At 53.3% G+C, this 21,847-nt stretch carries 13 protein-coding genes and 2 tRNA genes; 2 read left to right on the forward strand and 13 right to left on the reverse strand.

Annotation, left to right across the window (positions count from 1 at the left end; translation table 11 throughout):
* Positions 1-6: 6 nt before the first annotated feature.
* The 8 genes from GCWU000342_RS03695 to GCWU000342_RS03730 form a co-directional block, all read right to left on the reverse strand.
* Positions 7-441 (reverse strand): Mini-ribonuclease 3, encoded by a 435-nt coding sequence (locus GCWU000342_RS03695; RefSeq protein WP_006905922.1) that lies wholly within the window; start codon positions 439-441, stop codon positions 7-9.
* Positions 426-1,832 (reverse strand): cysteine--tRNA ligase, encoded by a 1,407-nt coding sequence (gene cysS / locus GCWU000342_RS03700; RefSeq protein WP_006905923.1) that lies wholly within the window; start codon positions 1,830-1,832, stop codon positions 426-428. Before cysS ends, GCWU000342_RS03695 begins: the two co-directional genes overlap by 16 nt.
* 184 nt (positions 1,833-2,016) lie before the next feature.
* On the reverse strand, positions 2,017-2,607 hold the full coding sequence (gene ispF / locus GCWU000342_RS03705; protein WP_045000641.1) for a 2-C-methyl-D-erythritol 2,4-cyclodiphosphate synthase: 591 nt from the start codon (positions 2,605-2,607) through the stop codon (positions 2,017-2,019).
* Between the two features lie 146 nt (positions 2,608-2,753).
* A tRNA-Met gene (locus GCWU000342_RS03710) sits at positions 2,754-2,827 on the reverse strand.
* Between the two features lie 11 nt (positions 2,828-2,838).
* Positions 2,839-2,911 (reverse strand) — tRNA-Val (locus GCWU000342_RS03715).
* A 110-nt stretch (positions 2,912-3,021) separates the two neighbouring features.
* On the reverse strand, positions 3,022-6,237 hold the full coding sequence (carB, locus tag GCWU000342_RS03720) for a carbamoyl-phosphate synthase large subunit (RefSeq protein ID WP_006905926.1): 3,216 nt from the start codon (positions 6,235-6,237) through the stop codon (positions 3,022-3,024).
* Complete coding sequence (locus GCWU000342_RS03725) at positions 6,237-7,307, reverse strand: carbamoyl phosphate synthase small subunit (protein WP_045000249.1); 1,071 nt, start codon at positions 7,305-7,307, stop codon at positions 6,237-6,239. Before GCWU000342_RS03725 ends, carB begins: the two co-directional genes overlap by 1 nt.
* Before the next feature lie 101 nt (positions 7,308-7,408).
* A complete protein-coding gene (locus tag GCWU000342_RS03730) occupies positions 7,409-11,209 on the reverse strand; it encodes a phosphoribosylformylglycinamidine synthase (protein ID WP_006905928.1) in 3,801 nt (1,266 codons plus the stop codon).
* A 366-nt stretch (positions 11,210-11,575) separates the two neighbouring features.
* Here GCWU000342_RS03730 and GCWU000342_RS03735 point away from each other — a divergent pair, with 366 nt between their 5' ends.
* The gene (locus tag GCWU000342_RS03735) at positions 11,576-12,463 is read left to right on the forward strand and encodes a LysR family transcriptional regulator (protein ID WP_006905929.1); all 888 of its coding nucleotides are present in this window, start codon (positions 11,576-11,578) and stop codon (positions 12,461-12,463) included.
* 161 nt (positions 12,464-12,624) lie between these two features.
* Here GCWU000342_RS03735 and GCWU000342_RS03740 read toward each other — a convergent pair whose 3' ends face one another.
* Positions 12,625-13,563, reverse strand: a complete 939-nt coding sequence (locus GCWU000342_RS03740) for a Fic family protein (protein ID WP_045000251.1) — start codon at positions 13,561-13,563, stop codon at positions 12,625-12,627.
* A gap of 221 nt (positions 13,564-13,784) precedes the next feature.
* A complete protein-coding gene (locus GCWU000342_RS03745; RefSeq protein ID WP_242649972.1) occupies positions 13,785-16,313 on the reverse strand; it encodes an ATP-dependent DNA helicase in 2,529 nt (842 codons plus the stop codon).
* 542 nt (positions 16,314-16,855) lie between these two features.
* Here GCWU000342_RS03745 and GCWU000342_RS03750 point away from each other — a divergent pair.
* Positions 16,856-18,244 (forward strand): citrate/2-methylcitrate synthase, encoded by a 1,389-nt coding sequence (locus GCWU000342_RS03750; protein ID WP_006905934.1) that lies wholly within the window; start codon positions 16,856-16,858, stop codon positions 18,242-18,244.
* Here the strand turns inward: GCWU000342_RS03750 and GCWU000342_RS03755 are convergent.
* Genes GCWU000342_RS03755 through GCWU000342_RS03765 form a run of 3 tightly spaced genes read right to left on the reverse strand, consistent with a single transcriptional unit; the run spans position 18,232 to position 21,694 of the window.
* Complete coding sequence (locus GCWU000342_RS03755) at positions 18,232-19,296, reverse strand: alpha/beta fold hydrolase (protein WP_006905935.1); 1,065 nt, start codon at positions 19,294-19,296, stop codon at positions 18,232-18,234. The genes GCWU000342_RS03750 and GCWU000342_RS03755 overlap by 13 nt on opposite strands.
* A gap of 9 nt (positions 19,297-19,305) precedes the next feature.
* The gene (locus tag GCWU000342_RS03760) at positions 19,306-20,082 is read right to left on the reverse strand and encodes a glycerophosphodiester phosphodiesterase (RefSeq protein WP_006905936.1); all 777 of its coding nucleotides are present in this window, start codon (positions 20,080-20,082) and stop codon (positions 19,306-19,308) included.
* Positions 20,075-21,694: an MFS transporter gene (locus GCWU000342_RS03765; RefSeq protein ID WP_045000253.1), complete on the reverse strand. Its 1,620-nt coding sequence runs from the start codon at positions 21,692-21,694 to the stop codon at positions 20,075-20,077. Before GCWU000342_RS03765 ends, GCWU000342_RS03760 begins: the two co-directional genes overlap by 8 nt.
* Between the last annotated feature and the right edge of the window lie 153 nt (positions 21,695-21,847).

Raw genomic sequence — 21,847 nt, forward strand, 5'->3', positions numbered from 1 at the left:
TCTCTCCTATATCTTCAGATGGCTTCCGGCAAGGCCTCGCCTGGTCAGCTCGATGATCCGCTCTGTGTTCCCCTGCAGGTAGTGCCAGCCCATAAGCGCCTCAAAGCCGGTCGCAATCCGGTAATCGATCAGCGTGGCATTCTTCGCATGGGTGTAGGACTTGGCGTTGCGCCCCCTCCGGTAAATATCCGCCTCTTCTTCCGTCAGGTCGGCTTCAATTGCCTCCATCATCCTGGCCTGAGAGGCGGCCCTGACAATATGGCTTGTGTGACTGTGCAGGCGATTGGGCGGCATATTGGCGCTTCCGACCACCAGGCTTCGAATGATCAGGTCGAAGATCCCGTCTCCAATATAGGCCAGAGTCAAGGGGGAATAGGTCCTCAAATCCTTCTCCTCGACATGAAAAGCTGTAAAAATACTGTCCTTTAGGCTCTGTGCCATTTCACACCCTCTCTGGTATCCTCCAGCACAATCCCCCTGGCCAAAAGATCATCACGGATCCGGTCAGCCCTGGCAAAGTCCTTCTGGCGGCGGGCCTCCTGTCTCTCCTCAATCAGGCTGTCAATCTCCGCATCCAGATTGTCTTCCTTTTGGTCCAGAATCAGCCCGCAAACCTGCGTCAGGGTATCCAGCCGCTGGTAGAACTGATCCGCCAGCTCCCGGGAAATCTGACCGGCCGCCCTGGAGTTGATGAATTTGACCAGCTCAAAGATGGCAGCCAGGGCATCTGCCGTATTGCAGTCGTCATCCATCGCCCCGTTGAACTTGTCCATATATTGATCAGAATCTGCCAGGATCTTTCTCTCCTCCTCGCTCATCCGGTCAATCCTCGCGTTCTCAGCCAGGAAGCGAAGATTCTCTCCCGCCGTCAGGATCCTCTCTAAAGACACCTTTGCCGCCTCCATCAGGTCCGCGGAGAAATTCAGCGGGCTCCTGTAGTGGGCGGAGAGCATAAAGAAGCGGAGAACCTGACCGGAATACTTCTGGCATACCTCCCGAACCGTAAAGAAATTGCCCAGGGACTTGGACATCTTGCGATGATCAATATTGAGAAAGCCGTTGTGCATCCAGTAACGCGCGAACTCCACTCCGTTGGCCGCCTCGGACTGGGCGATTTCATTCTCATGATGGGGGAAGATCAAATCCTCTCCGCCGGCGTGAATATCAATCGTGTCGCCCAGATAGCGCTTGGACATGCAGGAGCACTCGATGTGCCAGCCGGGACGCCCCTGACACCAGGGAGAATCCCAGTAAGGCTCGCCCTCCTTCTTGGGCTTCCAGAGGACAAAATCCAGCGGGTCCCTCTTGAGCTCGCCGGTCACCTTGATATCCCTGTGACCGCCCTCCAGATCCTCAATATTCTTATGGGACAGCTTGCCATAGGAGTGAAAGGCCCTGGTCTTGTAATAGACCGTCCCGTCCTCGACCGGATAGGCATAGCCCTTATCGATGAGATCGGATACCATATGGACCATCTCGCCGATTTCCCTGGTCGCCCTGGGATGGACGCTGGCCGGCCTGACATTCAAAGCCTCCATGTCTTTCTGGCACTCAGCGATATAGCGCTCAGAGATCTCGGACGCGTCCTTTCCCTCCTCTTTGGCCTTTTTAATGATCTTGTCGTCCACATCCGTAAAATTGGAGACATAGGTCACCTGGTAGCCCCGGTACTCCATGTATCGGCGAAAGGTGTCGAATACGATCATAGGCCTGGCATTTCCGATATGAATGTAGTTATAGACGGTCGGACCGCAGACATACATCTTCACCTTTCCCGGCTCAATCGGAACGAATTCCTCCTTGCGTCTGGTCAGGGTATTAAAAATCCTCATGCTTCTCTCCTTATCGATTCGCCCTATATTTTCGCAGATTCCAGTGGGATGTCAATTTTCCCGGCAACAGTAGAATGCAAGATTGCGTTCTCATCCGGTGGCGGAAAGGAAATCGGTCTTCCTTAGGGTAAAAGATCTAAAATCTGCCGGATTGACGACATCAACATCAATGGGACAGGAAAAATCAATCTTCCTTAGGGCAAAAGGCCTCATGCAGGCTCTTTACAGCTCCTTTGTCCTCCCGGTCCCGGCTGCAGGAGGCGCATCCTCCCTCAGAATCCGCGGCGCTGATGCTCCCGTCCATATAGTCGAGGATCGTGCAGACCGCCTGGGCGCTGATCCCTTCTTTCCTGCCGGTAAAGCCCAGATGCTCTTCACTGGTCGCCTTGATATTGACCTGGTCCTCGGCAATCCCCAAAACGGACGCCACATTGCGGATCATCTGATCCATATAGGGACTCAGCTTGGGCTCCTGCGCAATCACCGTGGCGTCAATATTATTGACCAGATAGCCCTTGTCTGCCAGCATATTTCCCACTTCCTCCAGAAGCTTCAGGGAGTCCGCCCCCCGGTAGCGCTCGTCCGTATCCGGAAAGTGCCTTCCGATATCGCCGAGGGCCGCCGCTCCCAGGAGGGCATCCATAATGGCGTGAAGAAGGACGTCCGCGTCGGAGTGGCCCACAAGTCCCCTGTCACAGGGGATCTTAACCCCTCCGATGATCAGATCTACCCCCTCTGCCAATTGATGAACATCGTATCCGGTTCCGATTCGCATCATTCACCTCACATCCTATATCAAACGCAGGCTCTCTTTTGCCTGGAAAAACACAGCTTCCAGGCCTGCGGGAGGCAGCTCTCTGCCTGGAGAAAACAAAAACCCGAAGGCAACCGACTGCTCGGTGACTCCGGGGGTATTTCCAGTAGCGAGAGGGGGACTTGAACCCTCGACACCGCGGGTATGAACCGCGTGCTCTAGCCAGCTGAGCTATCTCGCCATAAATATAAATGGGACCTATAGGGCTCGAACCTATGACCCTCTGCTTGTAAGGCAGATGCTCTCCCAGCTGAGCTAAGATCCCATTTGTTCCGTCGCCTCGCGACAAGGACTAATATAGCAAAGTCCCTGTCGCCCGTCAACAGTTTTTTATGCTTTCTGTCCGGCGCCAATTCCGCGACGGTTTGGCATGCTTTACGCCCACTGCTTCTTTACCTTGGCAATGTCAATCAGGGTGAATTCAGTGTACTTATTCTCCATGGCCGAGGCCAGGGCATTGGCCGTGTCAATGGCTGTAATGCAGTAGACTCCGGTCTCAATAGCATTTCTGCGGATCAAAAAGCCGTCGCGGTTCTTGTCCCCGTGCCCTTCGGTCGGAATGTCAATGACCAGGTCGATCTTGTGGCCCAGAATCAGATCCATGACATTGGGCGACTCCTGTGAAATCTTGTTGACCCAGAGGGCGTCAATTCCTCTCTCCTGCAGGTACTTGGCTGTGCCCCTAGTGGAGTAGATCTTGTAGCCCAAAGCCGCGAAACGCCTGGCCACCTGGACTGACTCCTCCTTGAACTGGTCCGCGACCGTCATGATCATCTGCCTGTATTTTGGCAGGCAAACTCCCGCGCCGGAGAAGGCCTTATAGAGGGCCTCGTGGAAGGTTCTGGCGATTCCCAGGCACTCCCCGGTCGACTTCATCTCCGGCCCCAGGGAGATCTCAGCGCCGCGCAGCTTCTCAAAAGAGAAGACGGGCATTTTAATCGCAACATAGTCCGCCTCAGGCTGCAGGCCGGGTTCATATCCCATGTCGACGATCTTCTCTCCGCAAATAGCCCTCGTCGCCAGATCCACAATAGGGATCCCGGTCACCTTGGAAATATAGGGAACCGTCCTTGAGGATCTGGGGTTGACCTCGATGACATAGACGTCCTCGTCAATGTTAATGAACTGGATATTGATCATGCCCTTGACGTGCAGAGCCATAGCCAGGCGTTCGGTGTAATCCTCCAGCTTCTTCTTGACGGAATCGCTGATCGTGTGCGCGGGGTATACGGAAATCGAATCCCCGGAGTGAATGCCGGTGCGCTCAATATGCTCCATGATTCCGGGGATCAGGATATTGTCTCCGTCACAGATGGCATCGACCTCGATTTCCTTGCCCTGCAGATACTTGTCGACCAGGATGGGGTGATCCTGGGCAATGCGGTTAATGATACCGATGAAATCCTCAATTTCCTCATCGTTAAAGGCAATCTGCATGCCCTGACCTCCGAGGACATAGGAGGGACGGACCAGGACGGGATAACCGATCCGGTTGGCCACCTCTTTGGCCTCCTTCGCCGTGTAGACAGTGCCGCCGGAGGCCCGTGGAATCCCGGTCTTCTGCAGGATTTCATCAAAAAGCTCCCGGTCCTCCGCCGCGTCGACATCCTCTGCCCTGGTTCCCCAGATGGGAACTCCCATCTGAATGAGATCCTGGGTCAGCTTGATGGCCGTCTGCCCGCCGAACTGAACCACGGCCCCGTCAGGCTTCTCGATATCGACGATATTGCGGACATCCTCCGCGGTCAGGGGCTCGAAATAGAGCTTATCCGCCACATCAAAATCGGTAGATACCGTCTCCGGGTTATTGTTGACGATAATGGTCTCATATCCGGCCCTGGAAAAAGCCCAGGTGGCATGAACCGAGCAGAAGTCAAACTCGATCCCCTGTCCGATACGGATGGGACCGGACCCCAGGACCAGAACCTTCTTTCTGTCACGGGTCTGGCTGGCCTCATTTTCACCCCTGGAGTAGACCGAGTAATAGTAGGGAGTCTCCGCGTCGAACTCGGCGGCACAGGTGTCCACGATCTTATAGATTGCCCTGATCCCTTTCTCGTAGCGCAAGCGCTTTACTTCCTCTGTCTCCATTCCGCAGAGCTTCGCAATCAGCTCGTCGGGGAATTCCAGGCGCTTGGCCTCGCGAAGGAGCTCTGTGGTCAGAGACTCGCTCTTTAAGCGCTTCTCCATCTCCGTTAAAATGGCAATCTTGTCTATGAACCAGAGATCCACCTTTGTGATCTGATGAATGGTGTCCGGGCGAATCCCCTGGCGCAGGGCCGCGGCAATCCTCCAGATCCTGCGGTCGTCAACCAGGGCCAGCTCCGCCTTCAACTCCTCGTCCGTCCGGTTGGAGAAATCATAACTCAGCAGGGAGTCCACATGCTGCTCCATGGAGCGGATGGCCTTCATGAGAGCCCCCTCGAAGCTGTCGCAGATGGACATGACCTCCCCGGTGGCCTTCATCTGTGTCGTCAGCTTGCGCTGAGCCGTGATGAACTTGTCAAAGGGGAGACGGGGAATCTTGACGACGCAGTAATCCAGCATGGGCTCGAAGGAGGCCATCGTCTTGCCGGTAATGGAGTTCTTAATCTCGTCTAAGCGATAACCTAGGGCGATCTTGGCTGTCACCTTGGCAATGGGATAGCCGGTCGCCTTGGAGGCCAGGGCGGAAGACCGGGACACACGGGGATTAACCTCGATCACGCAGTACTCAAAGGAGTCCGGGTTCAAGGCGTACTGGACATTGCAGCCTCCGGTAATCCCGATCTCGTCGATAATGCGGAGGGCCGAGGTCCTGAGCATCTGATACTCCTTGTCGGAGAGGGTCTGCGAGGGAGCCACGACAATGGAGTCTCCGGTGTGGACGCCGACAGGATCAATGTTCTCCATGTTGCAGACCGTAATCACATTACCGGCCGCATCGCGCATGACCTCGTACTCGATTTCCTTCCAGCCGCCGATATAGCGCTCGACAAGGACCTCGTGAACCCGGGACAGGCGCAGACCGTTGGTCAGGATCTCGATCAATTCGTTCTCGTTTTTGGCGATGCCGCCGCCGGAGCCCCCCAGGGTATAAGCGGGGCGCAGGACAACCGGATAGCCGATGGTCTTGGTGAAGGCGATTCCGTCCTCGACATTGTGAACGACCTTGGAGGAGGCAATGGGCTCTCCGATCTTCTCCATGGTGTCCTTAAAGCCCTGGCGGTCTTCGGCCTTGAAAATGGTCTGGGGAGTCGTTCCGATCAGTCGGACCCCGTTCTTCTCCAGAAAGCCGGACTCCGCCAGCTCCATTCCAAGGTTTAACCCCGCCTGACCTCCCAGGGTGGGAAGAACAGAGTCAGGCTTCTCTTTCAGGATGATCTGCTCCACGACCTCCGCAGTCAGAGGCTCGATATAGACCTGGTCGGCGATCTCCTGATCCGTCATGATGGTAGCCGGGTTGGAGTTGACTAAAACAACCTCAACTCCTTCCTCGCGAAGAGACCGGCAGGCCTGGGTTCCGGCATAGTCAAACTCGGCCGCCTGGCCAATAACGATGGGGCCTGAACCAATCACAAGGACTTTCTTAATACTGGTATCTCTTGGCATTAGTCTTCTCCTCCCATCATCTTGATAAAGCGGTCAAACAAAAATCCGCTGTCCTGGGGACCGGGACAGGCCTCGGGGTGGAACTGGACGGTAAAGATATTCTTGTTCCTGTACTTCATGCCCTCGTTGGTCAGGTCGTTGACATTGACGAAGGCGGGCCGGGCGACAGATGGATCCAGTGAATCGGGATCAACCGCGTAGCCATGGTTCTGTGAAGAGATATAAACTCTTCCGGTCTCTAGGTCACGGACGGGGTGGTTGCCCCCCCTGTGTCCGTACTTGAGCTTGAAGGTCTTGCCTCCCGCAGCCAGAGCCATCAGCTGGTGACCCAGACAAATGCAGAAAACAGGGATGTCCGACGCGTAAATTTTCTTGATCTCCTCGATGATCTCTACATTGGTCTCGGGATCTCCAGGCCCGTTGGTCAGCATGATTCCGTCGGGATGGCTGGCTAAGATCTCCTCAGCTGAGCTGTGAGCCGGATAGACGGTCACCTGACAGCCGCGCTCATTTAAGGAGCGAGCGATATTCTTCTTGGCTCCGAAATCCATAAGAGCGACCTTCTTGCCGGCGCCGGGCAGAACATACTTCTCCTGGCAGGTCACCTTGCTGACAACGTCCCCGACCACATAGGCCTTAAGCCTGGGCAGAACTTCCTTTAGCCGATAGTTTTCGTTGGTCGTGATCATTCCGTTCATGGTTCCGCGGTCCCGGAGAATACGGGTCAGCTGACGGGTATCGATACCGCAGATGCCCGGAATGTCATACTTCTCCAGGAAATCCTGGATCCTCCCCTGACTGCGGAAATTACTGGGAAGTCTGGACAGCTCTCTGACGATATATCCGTCCACCCAGGGACGGGAGGACTCCATATCGGGTGTGATTCCGTAGTTCCCGATGAGAGGATAGGTCATACAGACCGCCTGCCCCGCATAAGAGGGATCTGTCAGAACTTCAAGATAGCCCGTCATGGAGGTGTTAAAGACGATCTCGGAAACGGCCTCCCGTCTCGAGCCGATACTCACGCCCTCAAATACGGTCCCGTCTTCAAGGATCAGAAATGCTTTCATCCGCCCAGTCCTTTCCATAATTCACCAATAGGCTTCATCGGGGAAAATGCCTGCCACTCCCGATAAAGCCTAAACTTAACGTATCGTATCACACTGGATATTTAATGAAAATACTTAATTCCGCTCTCGAAGATGCGCATATCCTGCTGACCGTAGATATTGACAGCAACTCCCCGGCCCTGGCGCTCGGAATGGCACATCTTGCCGAAAACTCTTCCATCGGGAGAGGTGATTCCCTCAACGGCCATATAGGACCCGTTGATGTTGTACTCCTCATCCATGGAAATATTGCCCTCCATGTCAGCGTACTGAGTCGCCACCTGTCCGTTGGCAAAGAGCCTGTCAAGCCAGTCTTTGGATGCGACGAAGCGTCCCTCTCCATGAGAGGCCGGATTGGTATAGACTCCTCCGAGGTCAGCCTCCTGGAGCCAGGGGCTCTTATTGGAGACAACCTTGATATAGGCTTCCTTGGAGATATGGCGTCCGATGGTGTTGTAGGTCAGAGTGGGCGATTCCTCTGTCTGGGCCTGAATCTGTCCGCAGGGAACCAGGCCCAGCTTGATCAGGGCCTGGAAGCCGTTACAGATTCCAAGCACCAGGCCGTCTCTCTCAGACAGGAGCTTATTGACCGCCTCCTTCATCTTCTCGTTACGGAAGGCCGTGGCAAAGAACTTCGCGGATCCCTCCGGCTCATCGCCAGCGGAGAAGCCGCCTGGGAACATGACAATCTGCGCCTTTTCAATCGCCCTGGCAAAGGCGTCAACGGACTCCCGGATATCCTGGGCATTGCGATTGCGAAAGACCTTGACAAGGGTCTTCGCTCCGGCCTTCTCAAAGGCGTCCGCGGAGTCATATTCGCAGTTGGTGCCAGGGAAGACAGGAATGAAGACCGTCGGCCTGGCGACCTTGTTCTGGTTAACATAGATCCTCTTGGCCCGGTAGACGGGACTCTCGATCCTATCTGTCTCCTGGCCGGATCTGGTGGGGAAGACCTTCTCAAGTGGTCTGGTCCAGGCCCCTATGGCCTCATCCACAGACAGGTCCATGTCGCCGAAGACAAAGCGTCCGTCATCTGTCAGCTGCCCCAGCCTGCTGCAGGCATCCGTCAGGCCATGGGCGATTAGAATCTCCTCCATCCGCTCTTTTTTGGCGGGATCGATCTCAGCCAGAAGGCTGCCGGTCGCAAAGGCAAACAGGTCTTCTCTCCTCAGCTTTTGATCCAGGACAAAGCCCATCCTGTTACCGAAGGCCATCTTAGACATGGCACAAGCCGCCCCATACGCGTCCAGGGTATAGGCGGACCTGACGACCCCGTCTTTGATCAGCCGGGCAAAGGCGTCATAGAGTCTCATAATCTGCTCATAATCGGGCAGATCATACGGATCCCTTTTGGCCTGAAAAAGGACAATATCATCTCCCGCCCGCTTGAATTCAGGCGAAATAATGTCCGAGAGGTCTGCGACATCGACAGCGAAGGACACCAAAGTCGGCGGAACGTCGATCTCATTGAAGCTGCCCGACATGGAATCCTTGCCCCCGATCGAGGCCAGGCCGAGACGAAGCTGGGCATGATAAGCGCCGAGGAGAGCGGTAAAGGGCTGACTCCAACGCCTGGGATCCTCAGACATCCTTCCGAAGTACTCCTGGAAGGTAAAGTGGATCTTATGATAGTCACCGCCGGAGGCCACAATCCGAGCCAGAGAGTCCAAAACGGCGAAGTTGGCCCCATGGTAAGGAGACCACTTTGACAGGTAGGGATCATAGCCATAGGCCATCATCGACACCGCAGAAGATCTCTTTCCTGAGACAGGAAGCTTGGCGACCATGGACTGAGTCTCGGTCAGCTGATACCTGCCCCCGAAGGGCATGAATACGGATCCTGTCCCGATTGAGCCGTCAAAGCGCTCTACCAGCCCCTTCTGGGAAGCCACGTTGAGATCAGACAAAAGGGCCAGCCATGCGGCCCTGACGTCATTTGCCTCCAGGGCCTCACGAACCGCGGAGACGGCGATCTTCTCCGTGTAATTGTCCTTTTCCTCAGGTAAAACCACCTCGACTGAGGTCTCCTGGTGAGCCCCATTGGTGTTCAAAAAGGCCCTGGACAAATCGACAACCTTCTTCCCTCTCCACCGGAGGACCAGGCGGGGAGAGACAGTGACCACAGCGACCTCGACAGCCTCCAGATTCTCCTCAGCGGCGTAGGACAAAAAGCGATCGACATTCTCGGGAGCGACAACGACCGCCATCCGCTCCTGGGACTCGGAGATGGCCAGCTCGGTTCCGTCCAAACCGGCGTACTTCTTGGGGACAAGATCCAGATTGATGTCAAGGCCGTCCGCCAGTTCCCCGATAGCAACAGATACGCCGCCGGCTCCGAAGTCATTGCATTTCTTGATGATGTAAGAGACCTCCTCCCTGCGGAAGAGACGCTGCAGCTTGCGCTCGGTGGGAGCATTTCCCTTCTGAACCTCGGCTCCGCACTCCTGGGTGGACTCTGTATTGTGGGCCTTGGAGGATCCGGTTGCGCCGCCGATTCCATCGCGCCCGGTCCGGCCTCCCAGGAGGATGATCCTGTCCCCCGGATCCGAGTTCAGCCGCTGGACAGCCCGGCGGGGGGCAGCCCCCATGACGGCTCCGATCTCCATGCGCTTGGCCACATAGTCCGGATGGTAGATTTCCTTGACATAGCCGGTGGCAAGTCCGATCTGGTTACCATAGGAGGAGTAGCCCTGAGCCGCCTCCCGGACGATCTTCTTCTGGGGCAGCTTGCCCTTTAACGTCTCTTTGACCGAGACCGTGGGATCGGCGGCGCCGGTCACCCGCATGGCCTGGTAGACATAAGTGCGGCCCGACAGCGGATCTCTAATGGCTCCTCCCAGACAGGTGGCCGCGCCGCCGAAGGGTTCAATCTCCGTGGGGTGGTTGTGGGTCTCGTTTTTGAAGTTGACCAGCCACTCCTCCGTCTGTCCGTCCACCTCAATGGGAACGACGATGGAGCAGGCGTTGATCTCATCAGACTCCTCCTGGTCGGTCAGAAGCCCCTTTTTCTTGAGGATTTTGGCCCCGGCCAAAGCAATGTCCATCAGACAGACGAATTTGTCATCTCTGTCCTGATAGAGAATCCTGTAGTTATCCTTATACTCGTCGAAGGTCTTTCGGATGGGCTCCGCATAGAAGCCATCGGGAATCTTTACATGCGTCAGCTCCGTGGAGAAGGTGGTGTGGCGGCAGTGGTCGGACCAGTAGGTGTCCAGGACACGGATCTCGGTCATGGAGGGATCCCTCTTCTCCTCCTGGGCGAAGTAGGTCTGAATCCAGAGGAAGTCCCTGAAGGTCATGGCCAGATTCAGTGACTCATAGAGTTCCCTGAGGGGTTTCTCCCCCATACTTGAAAACCCCTGAAAGACAATGACATCGTCCGGCTCTTTATACTTGATATCGAGAGACTGGGGCTTGTCATCTGCGCACTCTCTGGAATCCACCGGGTTGATACAGTGGTTTTTGATCTCTTCCAGCTCTTCCGGGCGGATCTTTCCCTCTATGATGTAGGTCGTAGCTGTGCGTATGATGGGCTCTTCATCCTCATTTAGAAGCTTCAGACACTGCTCGGCGGAATCGGCTCTCTGGTCAAACTGTCCCGGAAGATACTCGACGGAGAATGAGACGCCGGTCCTCTCAAAGGTCTCCTCGTAGACATCGTCGACGGGCGGCTCAGCAAAGACGGTCTTGACGGCCTGCTGATAGACTGCGTCAGAGACGTTCTCAAGGTCATAACGGATCAGAATGCGAACCTTATCCACAGTCCGAATCCCGAGATAGCTCTTGATCTCCGCTTCCAGCTCTCTGGCGGCAACAGCATAGCTGCGCTTCTTCTCCACATATAATCTTCTGACAGCACCCATGGATAATCCCTCCGATCCGATTGCTCCGCGCCCCTTTTTCGGCCGCAAAATGCTAAAGAAAGTATAGCATAGGGCTTCTTTGGCCGAATATTATACTTTCTAATTCGAATCATTAGGCTGTATAATAGATTTGGAAGTGATTTTAATTTTTACTTATGATATAAATTTGACGTAAATCGCGCTGACGAGATGAAGCTATGCTGTCAACACGCAATTTAAGCTGATGATACGAAGCTGTGCCGTCGACACGCAATTTAAGCTGATGATACGAAGCTGTGCCGTCGACACGCAGCTTGAGCTAATGACGCGAAGTCGCGCTGACGGCATGAAGCTGAACGAAACGCGAAAAATAAATGGAGTCTGCATATGGATATCAATTACGAGCTATACCGTGTCTTCTACTATGTTGCCAGAACCCTCTCCTTCTCTGAGGCTTCCAAGCAGCTCTTTATCTCCCAGTCCGCTGTCTCACAGTCCATCAAGACTCTGGAGAAGAAGCTGGATCAGCAGCTCTTCCTCCGCTCCACCAAGAAGGTCTCCCTGACGCCAGCCGGGGAAATCCTCTTCAAACATGTAGAGCCGGCCATCAATCTGATTATGCGGGCTGAGGACCAGCTCCTGGACGACGCCATTGTCGCGTCCGGCCAGCTGCACATCGCGGCCTCCGACACGATCTGCCGCTATTTCCTGGTCCCCTATCTCAGAAAATTCCATCAGAAATTCCCCGATATCACCATTCGTGTCACCAATGCCACCTCCCTGGCCTGCGCCGACCTCTTAGAGCAGGGAAAGGTGGATCTGATCGTCTGCAACTATCCCAATATGCGCCTGTCTCCCTCCAGTATTTATCACACGGTGGCCAGATTCAGCGACATCTTCTGCGGCAATCCCAATTGCTTTGACCTGTCTTGTCCTATGACCATAAAGGAGATCAACCGCTTCCCCCTCATGACCCTGGAGAAGCACTCTACCACCTCAGAATTTTTGCACAAGCTCTTCCTGCAGCAGCAGATGGAGCTTCTGCCCACCATCCGTCTGGCCTCCAATGACCTCCTGATCGACCTGGCCCGGATCGGTCTCGGCATCGCCTTCGTCCCCGATTTCTGCATCAAAAAAGAGAGCAGAGACCTTGTCATCGTCGACCTAAGAGATCAGATCCCCCAGCGCCAGCTGATTGTCGCCACCATGCCCTCTCTTCCGCTCACGCCCGCTGCCCGGGCCTTTATTGAACTGCTGCCAAATCTATCCTCATAAATCATGGCCACGAGCTGCGGTCCTTCCATCAGCCTCAACACTTTATATCAATTCACGCCTATCTTTGAATGCAGCTGATCCAATCAACCGCTCGGTCATCTTTGCTTGTATTTCTTTTTCATACTTTGCACAAAACTCGTCCTGGCCCAATGTTTTTATAACTACATCGTTTTCCAACAATGTTTTTTCATAAAATCAGAAATAATAGATATATCATCTCCTTCGTAATACTTTACAAGTAGATTTTTAAATTCCGGAACTTCTTTTTCAGGAATAACTAAAAATCCTCCTCCATGAGATATCAAATAGTGATTAGCAAAAATAACAGATGCTCTCTTATTCCCATCCAGGAATATTTGCGCCTTCATACAATAAAGACATAACCTAATCGCAATATCAATTGCATCTGCATCATCTCCAGTGATTTCTGTTATTTTGTCTTTAATATCTATTTCATTAGGTAATGGCGGTACATAGGATGAGCCGCCTATTGTCACAGGGACACCTCGAATCCGACCTCCTTCTGCAAAGAATCCTTCATTAACAAGCCTTGCAATATAGCTAAGCATATAATAGTCAGATTTACTCGCTATTACATCTTTATCTAAAATAAACTCCCATGCATGTTTTAAATTTAAGATTTTCTGTACATCCGTTGCTGTCATACCACTAACTTTTCCATTTTCTATAATCTCTTCTGTTTGTGGAAAAGATGTAGCTACGCCCTCCAACACAGCCTGATCGTAGATATTCATCTTCATATTCACTCTTGCAAATACAATATTATTTACAACATCAACAGACAATTCATCTTCTGAATATCCAGCGGCAGTCAGCTGCTTTTCTATATTTCTAAGTTGTTTTCTTATTTCACGTATTTCTCTGGCATTACGAAGAAGTAAATTATAAAGTTCTTCGGTATACACTCCTACATAAGTTGACGTCAGTTTACCTGCTACACGCTTTCTTATATACAGATACTTTCCATCACCGCGTTCTTTTATTTCAGGTGTACCATCATAAGGCATCAAATTTAATCTGGCATGAAGGTCAGCACGACTTCTAAGTAATTCTTGTATTTCATTATATTTTATAGCCATTATCTTCACTCCTTTGGGGAACATTCTCTATTATGACTATGCCACTTTGTTCCCCAAAGTTCAATCCTGAAACTGCTCCGGCAATCTCCTGGGACTGGGCAAGATAGCCCAGATTTTCCGCTCGAAAGTCTGCCCGGCTCATCCCTAGCTCCGCGAAAAGCAGTCGATAGACAAGATAGACCGCTCCTGATCTATCTAATCTCTCTTTCTAATCTCTCTTTCTAATCCTTCTCTTTCTGCTCTCCCTCTTCCCGGGGTCCCTTCCTCTGATCCGAAACATCCGTCTGATCCCAAAATTTCCCCACCTGGCTTTCTACCGTCCCGATGCTGACCCTTTGATAATGCTTCCACTCTCTGGGAAAACAATCCTGGTAGTCCCCTCTTAAAAAACGGTCATCCAAAAGGGCGATGATCCCCCGGTCCCGCTCCGTTCGAATCACACGGCCGGCCGCCTGCAAAACCTTGTTCATACCCGGATAGAGATAGGCGTAGGCGAAGCCCTCTTTCCTCTCCCGTAATCGAATCCCCTTGGGCAGCCCCTCTGTATCCTCATCGAAAGAGGATCGACTGTCAAAATAGTCCTTTAAGATCCTTGTCTGCCGGTTCACCTGAGGCAGGGGCATGCCGACAATCACCGCGCCGATCAGGCTGTCTCCCGGCAGGTCAATCCCCTCCGAGAAGATCCCGCCGATCACGCAAAAAGCCAGAAGAGTTGACTTGCGCTTCTTTTGGAGCCGGCCCAGGAAAGACTCACGATTTTCCTCAGACATCTCCCTCTCCTGGACTAAAACCTCACAGTCCTCCTGATCAGGCAGCAAAAATTCCCCATAGACCTCCTCCATGAAACGATAGGAGGGAAAGAAGACCATGTAATTGCCCTGTCTCGCATGGCTGATCCTTCTGATATAGTCCGCATAGCGCCGGTAGGTAGCAGGATTGCGCAGCTGATAGCGGCTTGAGACATCTGAAGCAATCACAAGTCCATGCTGTTCTTCTTTAAAAACAGAGTCGGCGTAAACCGCGTAGGGCTGTCGGTCAGCGGACAAAAGATCCTTGTAGTAGCGGATGGGAAGCAGGGTTGCCGAGAAGAAAATGCAGGATCTTGCCAATTCGATCCGTCGCCCCAAAAGTTGGGACGGATCCATACAGTCGAGATGAAGGGCGGCATTTTTCCCAAGCTCCTCCAGGACGATCCGATAGCGCTGATCCAGCCAGTCCGCGACCGTCAGAAAATATCGGATTCGAAAATAGATCTCAAGAATCTGCTCATGTTCATCCAGCCGGGGTCCCTCCTCCAGATAGACGCTGATGCAGGAGGCGACGTTCATCAGGGCAAGGACAAAGGAATCGATATTGTCTAAGATCCGGTAATCCTCCAAGTCCCTGGTCCAGTCCGAAAAGAAGCGGCTGCATTTGCCTGCCGCCCTCATTAGCTTGGGATTCTTTCCCTTAAAAAGGCGGCGCAGAGTATGAAAATCCTCATAAAAGAGTGTCTCTGAGTACATCTGCCTGGCGCGATCCACAAGGTTATGGGCCTCATCCACCAGGAGGAGATTCTCCTCCCTCCTACCCTCCCCAAAGAAACGGGTCAGCGACGCGTTGGGATCAAAGACATAGTTATAGTCGCAGAAAATATTGTCACTGAAGGAGGCCAGATCCAGACAGAGCTCAAAGGGACAGACCTGACTCTGTTTTGCGTATTCCATGATGAAATTTCGATCGAACAGGTCCCGCGAGGTCAGGCAGTCGTAGAGGGCGGCATTGATACGGTCAAAATGCCCTCTGGCATAGGGACAATCTTCCGGATTACAGGAGCGCTCCTGGAGCAGACACATTTTGTCCCTGGCCACAATCTCTGTGGTCTTGCCCCGATATCCTCCATCCGTCAAAAGGTGAATGCTGTCCTTGGCCACGCTTCTTGTGACGCTCTTGGCTGTCAGATAAAAGATGCGATCTGCTTCTTTTTCCCCCATAGCCTTGATGGCCGGAAAGAGAACGGACAGGGTCTTGCCCGCGCCGGTAGGCGCCTGGATGAAGAGGGTTTTTCCCCGATGAATACTGCGATAGACGTCCGAGGCCAGCTTCTTTTGTCCCGGCCGGTAGGCGTAGGGAAAGTCTAAGGCGCGAATGCTCTCATTGCGAAGCTGTTTCCAATGAAAGCGAAAGTCTGCCCATGGGCAATAGGCCTTGATCTGCTCATCAAACCAGCGGCCCAGATCCTCCAGGCCAAAATCCTCCTGAAAACGCCTGATCTGCTCCGTATCCAGATTGGCGTAGGTCATTTGAACGCGAATACCAGAAAGGCCATGCTCCTTCGCAAAGATCCAGGCATAGACCTTCGCCTGCGCCAGATGAACCGACAGGGGCTCTTCAAAGGCGAGGACATCCTGATACATTCCCTTGATCTCGTCAATCACAGGCAAAGACTCTTCACTGATCTCGCCCCTGTCGTCCTGCTCATAGATGATCCCGTCGGCCCGGCCGGAAATCTCCAGATCATATTCGCCCATATCGATTGAGATCCGCAAGGGGACCTCGGGATGATAGGCGCTTGTACCCTGCTTTTGCAGTCTGCGGTGAAGACGGCTTCCGGCCTGCATGGCGGCAAGAGAATCTCTCCCCTGGCTGCGGTCATCGATATCGCCATTTCTCCCCAGAAATTCCACCAGTTCACGGACAGACAGAAGAATCCGCTCGCGCGGTTGGCCTGATTCCATTGTCGCAAGAGCCTCTTCTTTCATCGCTTCCATCACCATTTGATTCCATCGACCCGCGGATAGCCCTGCCCGCTCAATTCATTCGGCTTGTCCCTGTTCTCTCAATGCATTCGCGGATATCCCTGCCAAAAAGGGCAAAAAAAGACCCGGCATCCGCTCGCAATTTTGACTCCTAGCGCACAGCTAGGTGGGTTACCGCACTCTGCTTTTTGCCTTCCACGACAATCGGTGGCCTGGCAGCCGGACAGCTGATATAGGAGTCCCTTTTAAAGTAAATGTAGGTTCAAAATATACGAGTCTGGGACACTCAGGTCAACTTCATACTACTCTATCTCCCCCTTGTCTTCAAGGGGCTTGACATATTCCTTCTTGCCACATTTGACCCGCATTTGACATATTCCTTCTTGCCGCATTTGACATATTTCCTCTTGCCGCATTTACCTTCGATTCAACTCCATCCGGCATATTTACCCTTGCTTCAATCCTTGCCTCAATCGGCATATTCACTCTTGCTTCATTTGTCTGACCTATCCGGAAATGATAAAATCCTAGATATATTTTCAAGGAGGTTTGCCATGTCAGAGACTAATTATTCCCAAATCACCCCCATTATTGAAGATCTGGCCAAGAAGTCACAGAAAGCCTCATATATCAACCCCGAGCTCTACAGCACCTACAATGTCAAGCGAGGTCTGCGCGACATCAACGGACGCGGCGTTCTGGTCGGCATTACCGATATCTCCGAGGTCAACGCCACCAAGCGCGTGGGCGATGCCATCATTCCCTGTGACGGCGAACTCTACTACCGCGGCTACAATGTCCAGGACATCGTCAGGAATCAATCCGCCGATAATCACTTCGGCTTTGAGGAGGTCATCTATCTCCTCCTCTTCGGCCAGCTTCCCACTGAGAAGCAATTCACCGATTTCAAGAAGCTCCTGTCTGATTACCGCAGTCTCCCCCCCAATTTCACAAGAGACGTCATTATGAAAAAACCCAGCCAGGACATGATGAATACCCTGGCCAGGTCCGTCTTAACCCTCTACGCTTACGACGCCAACCCGGACCAGACCTCTCCGGTCAATGTTCTGCGCCAATGCCTGCAGCTGATCGCCAACTTCCCTCTCCTGTCCGTCTACGGCTACCAGGTCTACAAGCATTACTACGAAAACGGGTCTCTGATCCTGCACAATCCCAATCCGGCCCTCTCGACAGCCGAAAATATTCTCCACTGCCTGCGGGCCGACTCCAGCTTCTCCCCTCTGGAAGCCAAGCTTCTGGACGTCTGCCTGATTCTTCACGCAGAGCACGGCGGCGGTAATAACTCCACCTTTACCACCCACCTGGTCTCTTCCTCCGGTACAGACACCTACTCCGCCATCGCGGCGGCTCTGGGCTCCCTCAAGGGGCCCCGTCACGGCGGCGCCAATATCAAGGTCATCCAGATGTTCGCGGACATGAAGAAACAGGTCAGGGACTGGACAGATGAGGGAGAGGTAAAGCAATACTTGAGTGACCTTCTGGACGGAAAGGTCTTTGACAAAGCCGGTCTGATCTATGGCCTCGGTCATGCCGTCTATTCGATCTCCGACCCCCGCGCCATCACCTTCAAGGGCTTTGTCGAGAAGCTCTCCAGAGAAAAGGGTTACGAGAAGGAGTATGCCCTCTATCAGCTGGTCGCGCGTCTGGCGCCGGAAGTCATTGCGGACAGGCGCAAGATCTACAAGGGCGTCTCTCCCAACGTCGACTTCTACTCCGGCTTCGCCTACCAGATGCTGGGTCTGCCTGTTGAGCTATACACTCCTATCTTTGCCATCGCCCGCATCGCCGGCTGGTCCGCCCACCGGATGGAGGAGATCTCATCCGATTCCAAGATCATGCGTCCGGCCTACATGACCGTTCAGCCTCACAGAGATTTTGTACCCATGGAAGACCGCGAGGAAACGTCTCTTCAAGAGGACTGATTTGGGCGGTCAAAACGCGCAAGAAAAGAAAAGATTCGGGCATAGTAGTCTTTTCGGATCGCGTCGTCAGCGTTAAAGAGCTCATGCTTGGCATTCTCATAGAGAATCCACTGCGTGTTTTCTGTCTTGCCCGCAAATTCAAAATGCCCGGCAATATCGACGAGCGCGTCATTTCCAGCGCTGAAGAGAAGGATCGGAATATGAATCCGGTCCGCCCTCTTCAGCGCTTTTTTTGTCGCCCGAAAGCTGGCGGCAGCCCATCCGCCTGACATCCGATTGGTGTGATAGTGATCGTCCTTCAGGCGCTTTTCAAAGATATAGTTGTAGCGCTTCAAAGACATGGCGCTGCTGCTCTCAAAGGAAGGCTCTCCCGTCCAGGGCTTCGATCCGCGAAAGGGTTCTTTCTCCTGTCTTAGGATCTTGATTTTGGCCCGCAGAAGGGGAATGACAAAGCGCGGCAGGCCATTCGTTTTCACGGCAAGCATGGGAGAGCTGAGAATAGCGGCGTCGAAATCCCCGGCATATTCTTCCAGACAGAGAGCCCCGACCGCGCCGCCCATCGAGTGGGCAAAGAGAATATGCGCCAGGCCCCCGGTCTGAGGCTCTACAATCCCTTCCATGAAGCTGTGAAGGTCCCTCACATAATCGCCGTAATCGTCCACATGCACCAGATCCTCTGCCTCTACCTGCCTGCCAGAGTATCCGTGCCCTCTCTGTTCCAGAAAGAAGACCTCATAACCGGCTCTCCAGTAATACTCTGCCATTTCATGAAATTTGCACCAGAAACCGCAGTAACCGTGAATCATGACAACGCAGGCCCTCGCCTGCCGCGATTTTTCCTGTCTCGCAGTGTAATAGCGCAAGGACAGTCCATCGTATGTCTTGAACTCTCCCTGCCTGACATAATCTCTTCTCCAGCGCAGATTTTCATCAGCCATATAGGCCTCGTAGTCGCTCTCGCAAAGCAGACTGACCCCGGCTGGCAGCTTCCCCGCCGAGCCGTCCCCGGGGCTTGCGAGCAGGGGGCTGGCTTCTGTCTTATTTTTCTTCATAAGGTCTCTTTATCTCATTTCCTCAATCACATTGCGCACCCTGTCCGGGTAGTTGCTGATAATCGCGTCTACTCCCGCCCTGCAGCACATTCTCATGTACTCTTCCTCATTGACGGTCCAGACGTGAACCGCCAGATCTCTCTTTTTGCAGTCTTCCATGAAGCCCGGAAACTGAATATTGTAGAGGGCCGGATGAAGGGCGTTTACGCCGTATTTCTCCCCGTAAGCCGGCATATCGATGATGCCGTCCGCATAGAGAAATCCAAGTCTGGCATGAGGAGCCAGTTCCCTCATCCGGCGGATGGTGTAGTGATTGAAGGAGGAATAGATCACCCGGCCTCCAAAACCGCACTCCTCTGTCAGGCCAAGAATCTTCTCCTCAATTCCCGGATAGAATACGATACCGGTCTTAAGTTCAATATTAATCGACAGGTTCGTGGGTGCAAGCAGATCGAAGACCTGGCGCATGGTCGGGATGGTCACCCCGGCGAAGGCCTCATTTCCACAGGAGAAATCCAACGCCTTTAATTCCTCCAGGGTCATATCCTTAATCCAGCCGCTCCCACTTGAGGTTCGGTCCACCTTCTCATCATGACAGACAACCAGCTCACCGTCCTTGGTCAACTGTATGTCCAACTCAATCCCGTCCGCCCCCAGCTCAGCCGCCTTTGCGAAAGCCGGCAGGGTATTCTCGGGACAGTAGCCGCTGGCTCCCCGGTGTGCCCAGGCCAGAGGTTCTTTCTTGCTTCTCATATCCGTATCCGACGGATGATTTTGATTAGACATTGTCCTTCTCCTTATGCGCGTTGGTCTTCTTCCAGAGGTCCTCGTAGTGAAATCCTGTCACCTTCTCCAAGACGGCCTTCTCATCCTCGGTCGTCTGACCGTCCTCTTCGGCCGCTTGATCGTCTTTCTCGCTCATCTGATCGTCTCTCTCGGCCGAATCGCGACCTGACCCATTTGCGCGACGATCTGCCCCGGATGCATCACTGTCCCCTTCACTTGCCTGGCCATCCTCCTTCTGTCTTCTGGCAATCTCCCTCTTTACTATGGCAAACTCTTTCTTTCCGATCGGGAAGATCCAGGCAAAGATCAAGAGCAGGGTGATCAGAATCGCGGGAAGGGCAACGAAAATTGCGGCAATTCCCCTCTGGGTGGACAGGGCCTGGCGCATCCCGGACTGGGCAATCTTTCCGTCATAGCCCGCCAGAGAAATCAGAATTCCAATCAGCCAGACAGACAGGCCCGCGGAGATCTTCCTGGCGAAGGTCGCCATCCCCGAGACAATACCCGGCCTGCTGGTCGAGGTGATCAGTTCATCGACATCCGCCATATCCGCCAGAATGGCAAAGATACTGGTCAAGGTTGCCGCGTTGCCGATTCCAATTCCGGCAGCCAGAAGTAAAATCGGGACAATGGGGGCATTTTCATAGGAGAAGAAAACCAGTCCCAAGGTACATACCAGGCGAATCGGAGCGCCGATGAGAAGGGCGGTTCGCTTGGAGATCCTGGACATGACCGGAGAAAAAGCCAGCATACCGACCAGCTGAGACAAGAGAAGAACCCCCATCAGCATGGTCATATAACCCTTGGCATAGCCATTGATCACATCATCCACATAGTAGAGAGCCATGCCCGACACAAAATCCATGGCGCATTGGCCGGACAGATAAATTCCGATAAATATGCGAAAGGACCTGCTCTTAAAGACAGACGCCGCCTCCGAGAAACTGTCGGAGAGTCTGGTTTTCACCGGCGGTTTCAGCTTCTCCCAGCTGCCGAGAAAGGTAATTACGCATGACAGGCCAAAGAGAAATCCAAACAGAATCCCCACCTTCAGATAAAGTCCGGTATTCAACGTATCTTTAATGACAAGGGTCGGAACCAGACCCGACGCGATGGCGCCCAGGGTTGACCAGATCATCCGCAGGCTGGAGAACTTGGACCGGACCTCGTAGCTGTCGATCATGTCGGGCAGAAGCCCGTTGTAGGGAACCATGATCACAGTAAAGGCGGTTGAAAAGAGGCAGTAGATCAGCACATAGTAGAGAAATAAGGCCGTCGTATTCTGCGCCGGTATGGTCGTCCAGAGCAGGATGAAGGTAATCCCGGACAGAATTCCGCCGACTAAAATATAGAGCCTCTTCGGCCCTATGCTCGACCTGGTCCGGTCCGTGATATTTCCCATCATGGGGTCTGTCACCGCGTCCCAGACCTTGCCGATCATGGGAATGGCACCCGCCAGGGCCGCCGGGATTCCCAGCGCCTTGGTCAGAAAGATCAGAAAAAAAGTGTTGATGATGACAAACGCGCCGCCCCCGAAGAACTCAGCCATTCCATAGACCAGCCCCGCTCTGACGCTGGTTCCCCGATACTTCCCCCCAATTTTCTCGTTCATTGAAAAATCCCCCTGTTGATGAATATGATGATTTATTTTATCACATCTGGATTTGATATGATGAGTATTGCAAATCACAATCACAAGCGATTCTCTTACAGCAATCCTCTTGCTTTCGACGATATCCATTCCCTATTAGACAGACTTGAAACT

The sequence above is a fragment of the Shuttleworthella satelles DSM 14600 genome (assembly GCF_000160115.1).
GTDB lineage: Bacteria > Bacillota > Clostridia > Lachnospirales > Lachnospiraceae > Shuttleworthia > Shuttleworthia satelles.

Excerpts from the sequence above, each read along its gene's own strand:
- GCWU000342_RS03695 (WP_006905922.1), bottom strand. The coding sequence starts at position 441 with ATGGCACAGAGCCTAAAGGACAGTATTTTTACAGCTTTTCATGTCGAG.
- cysS (WP_006905923.1), bottom strand. The coding sequence starts at position 1,832 with ATGAGGATTTTTAATACCCTGACCAGACGCAAGGAGGAATTCGTTCCG.
- ispF (WP_045000641.1), bottom strand. The coding sequence starts at position 2,607 with ATGCGAATCGGAACCGGATACGATGTTCATCAATTGGCAGAGGGGGTA.
- carB (WP_006905926.1), bottom strand. The coding sequence starts at position 6,237 with ATGCCAAGAGATACCAGTATTAAGAAAGTCCTTGTGATTGGTTCAGGC.
- GCWU000342_RS03725 (WP_045000249.1), bottom strand. The coding sequence starts at position 7,307 with ATGAAAGCATTTCTGATCCTTGAAGACGGGACCGTATTTGAGGGCGTG.
- GCWU000342_RS03730 (WP_006905928.1), bottom strand. The coding sequence starts at position 11,209 with ATGGGTGCTGTCAGAAGATTATATGTGGAGAAGAAGCGCAGCTATGCT.
- GCWU000342_RS03735 (WP_006905929.1), top strand. The coding sequence starts at position 11,576 with ATGGATATCAATTACGAGCTATACCGTGTCTTCTACTATGTTGCCAGA.
- GCWU000342_RS03740 (WP_045000251.1), bottom strand. The coding sequence starts at position 13,563 with ATGGCTATAAAATATAATGAAATACAAGAATTACTTAGAAGTCGTGCT.
- GCWU000342_RS03745 (WP_242649972.1), bottom strand. The coding sequence starts at position 16,313 with ATGGAAGCGATGAAAGAAGAGGCTCTTGCGACAATGGAATCAGGCCAA.
- GCWU000342_RS03750 (WP_006905934.1), top strand. The coding sequence starts at position 16,856 with ATGTCAGAGACTAATTATTCCCAAATCACCCCCATTATTGAAGATCTG.
- GCWU000342_RS03755 (WP_006905935.1), bottom strand. The coding sequence starts at position 19,296 with ATGAAGAAAAATAAGACAGAAGCCAGCCCCCTGCTCGCAAGCCCCGGG.
- GCWU000342_RS03760 (WP_006905936.1), bottom strand. The coding sequence starts at position 20,082 with ATGTCTAATCAAAATCATCCGTCGGATACGGATATGAGAAGCAAGAAA.
- GCWU000342_RS03765 (WP_045000253.1), bottom strand. The coding sequence starts at position 21,694 with ATGAACGAGAAAATTGGGGGGAAGTATCGGGGAACCAGCGTCAGAGCG.